Genomic DNA, 4,770 nt, shown 5'->3' with positions numbered 1-4,770 from the left:
CCCCGAGGGCGGCGAGGGCGCCGCCCGCTCCTCGCTGATTCACACCAGGAGGCGGGCGGGGAACAGACCCCCCGGCCGGCGGGGACATCCCGGCCGGGGAACCGGCGGCGCGCCGTGTGCTCGCGCCGCCCGCTCCGGGCGTCTGGTTGCCGCCCGCCCGGAGCACCGGCGGCGCTGTGCAGACCGGCGCCGCCTGCCGCTCCGGGTTCCTGGTTGGCGCCGCCCGGAGCGACACCCCCGGCCGCCACCTCGTGGCCGCCGGGACACCGCCCGCCCCCGCGAGGTCATCCAGGAAGCCGGGGGCGGGCGGCCCACCACCACGAGAAACGAACTCCGCGACCGCGCCTGACTCCGACCGCCCGCCGGCGCCCGCTTCGCCGACGGCGGCCGGGCGCCGTCCCTAGACTGCTGACCGCCCCCAGCCGACGAGGAGACCACCGTGCGCCCAGCCCGTTTCCAGCAGTACGCCATCACCGCCTACCGCGCCGCTGGCCTGGAAGCCCAGCCGTGGACGGAGGGCGCCAAGCGCCCGTTCGGCGTGAAGGTGCGGTTCGGATCGGGGGCGGAGGTCTGGCACGCGGTGACCACCCAGCCGCGCGAGGGCGACGTCCCGGAGCAGCCGGAGGAGCCATTGGAGAAGGACGCCCCGGAGCCGGTGGCGGTGCCCGAGCTCGGCGCCGGGCGCCTGCCGATCCCGACCGTCGAGCGGTATCTCGTGGCCCTGCTGACCAACGCGGGTAACACCGAGGTGGCGCGGGTCTACGCGTACTCCGACCGCGACCAGCCCGGCAGCACATCCGGGCTGGGCGTGGAGTTCCACTCCGGCGCGAAGGCGTTCGCGCCCTTCGTGCACGCCATGCCGCCCGGCCGCACCCCTGGCCGGGAGTTCGACCTACCACAGGAGGTCTAAGTGCGATTCGATCCCGGGCGCTGCTGCGCGTCCTGCCCCTACTGCGGCTCCGGCGTCAGTGTCGACGCCGGAGAGCCAACCCCGTTCCACCAGGAGACAGGGGAGCGCAACGTGTGCCCCGGCGTCGGCCAGCCCGCACAGTGACAACTAGCCTCGGCCGCCGTCACGTCTGCGGCGGCCGGGGCCCGTCTTCCCGCACAAGGTCGGCGAGGTCGGTCCCGACCGCGTCGGCGATCAGCAGCAGCCAGGACAGGCGGGCGTCGGTAGTGCCGGCCTCGATGCGGATGATCGTGTCTCTGCTCAGGGCGGTGCGGTCGCGCAGTCCCTCCTGGGTGAGGTTCGCGTTGAGGCGGGCGTCTCGGATGCGGTCGCCGATCGCGCGGCGCCGGGCGACGAGGCCGGGGCGAGGCGGATCGGCAGGTGGCACGTGATCACGACAGCGCGACCAAGATCAGGAGTCAGTAGCCAGCCAGCAACATTTGCCGATCTTGGCATATGCCTCGACTGCTGACAGATGGTCTCGTAAGCTCGGGCGACCGGTGTAGACCACTCCGGCGCCCGCACAGGCGCGCTGGGGCCAGAGCGTGAGTGCCCCTCTCATCTGGTCCTGGCGCAGAGCGGCCCCCCTCGGGGGGCCGTGCGAGATGGCCCCCGCGCTGACCTGCGCGGGGGCCATGATCATTTGGGAGATGAACGGGAGACGGGATCTCGACCCCATCCAGACCCGATCCAGAACTGTCCCGCTCCCATACCGAGGGCTGTTCGTCCGCCACTCGGTAGTGCGACGGCCTGACCTGCGCAATCTCCCGCTCCGCCCCTGGCAGGAGACCCACCCGGCCTTCGCGGAGAAGCTCCTCAACTTCATCATCGCCGAGGTGATCCGCCACCACGAGACGCTGGCCAACGCGTCGGTGGACGGCGGATCACCCCCGGCGGGCCGGGACTAGCCGGTCACGGGTAGGCGGTCACGGGCGGGCGGTCATGGGTAGGCGGTCAGGTAGGCCACCTGGTTGCCCGGATCGGCCGGGCCGCCGGTGTCGTTGATGATGTGCCGGATGGTGCCCGTGCCGCCGCCCAGCGAGACCGCCACCATGTTGGTGAACCGCACGCCCGGCGTGTCGGGCACCTGGAAGGCGCGCTCCGCCGCGACGCCCGGGTTGGCGTTGAAGAAGCAGTAGCTGCCGAGGCCGAACGCCTGGTGGTCGGTCACCGAGTCGGCCACCCGGTAGGCGGCGTACCCCTGGGTCGAGCCGTCCATCCAGGCCGCCTGGTCCGGCGGGTCGTAGGGCATCTCGTTCTGGAAGAAGTAGGTCCGGCCGCGTTCGCCGTTCCAGATCGTCTGCGTCTTCTGGTAGTGCTCGACGAACAGGCCGTAGGTGGTCACGTCGTCGCCGTTGACCACCAGGCCGGTGTCGGCCGTGTTGGTGTTCCAGCCGATGCCGTCGCCGTGGTCGCCGCGCCACAGCCACAGGTGGTCGCCGATCACGTCGTCGCTGTTGATCTCCAGGCTGGTGGTGGCGCGCCCGGCGTGCGCGCCGCCGATCCTGAAGAACACGTCGTGCAGCGAGATCGGGTTGTCCGCGTGGTCCTCGGCGGCGCCCTCGGGGCCGACCTCCATCAGCAGCGGGGAGTTGGTGGTGCCCGCGTCGATGAGGAGGCCCGCGATCTTCACGCCGTCCACGTCGGCGACCGACATCGCCATCACGCCGTCCTGGGGGACCAGCGTCGCCAGGCCGAGGCCGAGCACCACGGTGTCGGGGTCGGTCACCCGCAGCGTCTCGTCGATCGGGTAGACGCCCGGCGTGACCAGCAGGTGCTTGCCCTCGTCCAGGGCCGCGTTCATGCTGGCGGCGCTGTCGCCCGGCCTGGCGATGTGGAAGTCGCCGATCGGGATCGACGTGCCCTCGGGCGAGCCGGAGGACCAGCTCGTTCCCGAGGAGTCGCGCCGCAGGGCCGGCACGAACACCGCGTACTCACCGGTCTCGTCGATGTGGAGGAACGGCTTCTCGCGGGAGAGCGGCGTCCGGTCGATCCGGGTGTAGGGCGGGTCGGGGAAGTCGCCTGACGGGGCGTTCTCGGCGCCGACGAACACCATGTTCCAGTTGGCGCCCGACCAGCTGCCCCACTCGGTGTTCCGCGACAGCCACTGCTGCTGCGAGCCGGAGCGGACCTGGCCCTCCACCGCGGTGTCGGCCATGAAGCCGCCGCTCGACCAGCCGCCGTCGTCCAGCTGGAGGTCGCCGCGGATGTGCATGCGCCGGTAGGGCGCCGCCTGGGACACCGCCCAGCGGTCGGTGCCGGTGGTGGGGGTGACCGACAGATTCTCGGCGGCGCGCCAGAAGTTGTGGGTGGCGTTGCCGTCGAACCAGTCGGCCTCCGCGTGGACGGCGCCCCTGATGTGCACGTCGTCGGGGATCAGGCCCAGGCCCGAGACCTGGGTGTAGTAGCCCACGTTGACGTCCACGTCGTAGGTGCCCGGCTCGAAGAGGAACGCCGCGCGACCCTGGCCGAACTGCGCGGTCTCCTGCCGCGCGAACGTGGCGTCCACCACGCTCTGGATCTCCTCGGCCGACATCGACTGGTCGAAGACATGGACGTTGGGCCCCAGGTCGGGGGCGGCGGCGGGGGACGGCCCGGCCATCGCCCCGGAGACCGGTCCCGAGGCGAGGGCCGTGACCACGGCCGTCAGGGCGAGGCCGAGGGCGAGCCCGCGGCGCCGGGGGCGCCGGGGGCGCTGCCGGGGTGCGTCGACGCGATGTGGTGCGTTCATGGGGGGCACCCTCCCACTCAGCCCGCGTACCGGGCGAAGACCCGGGTGAAGTCCCAGGGCTGCTGGTCGACGCCCGAGCAGGTGTCGGCGCCGCCGCCGTCGCACGGGCGGTCGCGGTTGACCGACCAGAACGTCAGGCGGGCCAGGCCGTTCTGCTGGGCGTAGCCGAGCATCGTCTCGAAGTCGGCGACGGTGATGGTCTCGCCCACGTCGGTGGTGCCGTTCATGGAGGAGATGCCCATGTGCTGGTACGCCTCGGTGTCGCTGTAGCCGTAGGCGCCGGTCAGCGCGTTCTTCAGGCCCTCGGCGGCCTGGACGGAGAGCTCGCCCATGTTCTGGCCGTTGCCGCCGAAGTTGAACGGCATGATGGTCCAGCCGTCGACGGTCAGCCCGGAGGCGGCGGCGCGGTCGATGAGGCTGGTGTCCGGGCCGTTCTGCCCGGTGCCGAAGGTGACGTAGACGCGCAGGCCCGGGTTGGCGGCCTGCACGGCGAGCAGGGCGTCCACGGTGCGCTGCTGCGTGGCCGGGTCGTCGTAGGCCGCGGCCTCGATGTCGATGTCGATGGCGGTGAGGCCGTAGGCGTCGATGACCTGCTGGTAGGCGTCGGCGAGTTCGCCCGCGCTGGAGCAGGAGCTCTCCAGCTTGTTGCCGCTCCAGCCGCCGAAGGACGGGATGACGTCGCCGCCCGCGGCCCTGACCGTCTCGATCGTCTGCTCGTCCACCCCGCCGCTCAACGGGCGGGAGCCGTCCCACTGCGGGTCGCAGTAGCCGTTGCTGAGGACGAAGGCGAGGGTGAACCACGAGACGCCGGTGGCGTCCATGACGGTGGTCGGGTCCGGCGGGCTGCCCCAGCCGTTGTAGAGGTAGGGCGCCACGGCCATCGAGGCGGTGGGGGAGGGATCGGCGGTGGCCGCGTGTCTTTTACACATCTCCGAGCCCACGAGAATAAGGCGGATATCGTATTCCGTCCTCTGCTTGAAAAAAAAAAAAACAAGATGGAGAAGACGTGCGCAGTGGCTCGGGTTGGCGGTGCACACGATGAGATTAGCGCCCGGGTGATGACCGTCGTGTGTTACGCGGTGTAGGTCGT

At 71.4% G+C, this 4,770-nt stretch carries 3 protein-coding genes and 2 pseudogenes; 2 read left to right on the top strand and 3 right to left on the bottom strand.

All coding sequences use genetic code 11. The features are described from left to right. The first annotated feature begins 439 nt into the window (after window positions 1-439). Complete coding sequence (locus ADY01_RS32915) at window positions 440-910, top strand: hypothetical protein (RefSeq protein ID WP_049580410.1); 471 nt, start codon at window positions 440-442, stop codon at window positions 908-910. Window positions 911-1,073: 163 nt separating this feature from the next. Here ADY01_RS32915 and ADY01_RS32910 read toward each other — a convergent pair whose 3' ends face one another. After that, on the bottom strand, window positions 1,074-1,337 hold the full coding sequence (locus ADY01_RS32910) for a helix-turn-helix transcriptional regulator (protein WP_049580409.1): 264 nt from the start codon (window positions 1,335-1,337) through the stop codon (window positions 1,074-1,076). A gap of 406 nt (window positions 1,338-1,743) precedes the next feature. Between ADY01_RS32910 and ADY01_RS37680 the strand changes: the two are divergent. Then, window positions 1,744-1,857 (top strand): annotated as a pseudogene (locus ADY01_RS37680) (chorismate mutase); the annotation flags it as partial. Window positions 1,858-1,889: 32 nt separating this feature from the next. Here the strand turns inward: ADY01_RS37680 and ADY01_RS32905 are convergent. Together ADY01_RS32905 and ADY01_RS32900 are read right to left on the bottom strand one after the other, a co-directional pair. Further along, complete coding sequence (locus ADY01_RS32905; protein WP_078900813.1) at window positions 1,890-3,680, bottom strand: coagulation factor 5/8 type domain-containing protein; 1,791 nt, start codon at window positions 3,678-3,680, stop codon at window positions 1,890-1,892. A 17-nt stretch (window positions 3,681-3,697) separates the two neighbouring features. Next, a pseudogene (locus tag ADY01_RS32900) lies at window positions 3,698-4,579 on the bottom strand (chitinase); the annotation flags it as partial. Window positions 4,580-4,770 lie beyond the last annotated feature (191 nt).

Source organism: Streptomyces sp. SBT349, assembly GCF_001083795.1.
Taxonomy (GTDB): domain Bacteria; phylum Actinomycetota; class Actinomycetes; order Streptomycetales; family Streptomycetaceae; genus Streptomyces.
Note: the sequence above shows the minus strand (reverse complement) of the source record. Positions and strands in the feature narration are given on the sequence as shown.

Excerpts from the sequence above, each read along its gene's own strand:
- ADY01_RS32905 (WP_078900813.1), bottom strand. The coding sequence starts at position 3,680 with ATGAACGCACCACATCGCGTCGACGCACCCCGGCAGCGCCCCCGGCGC.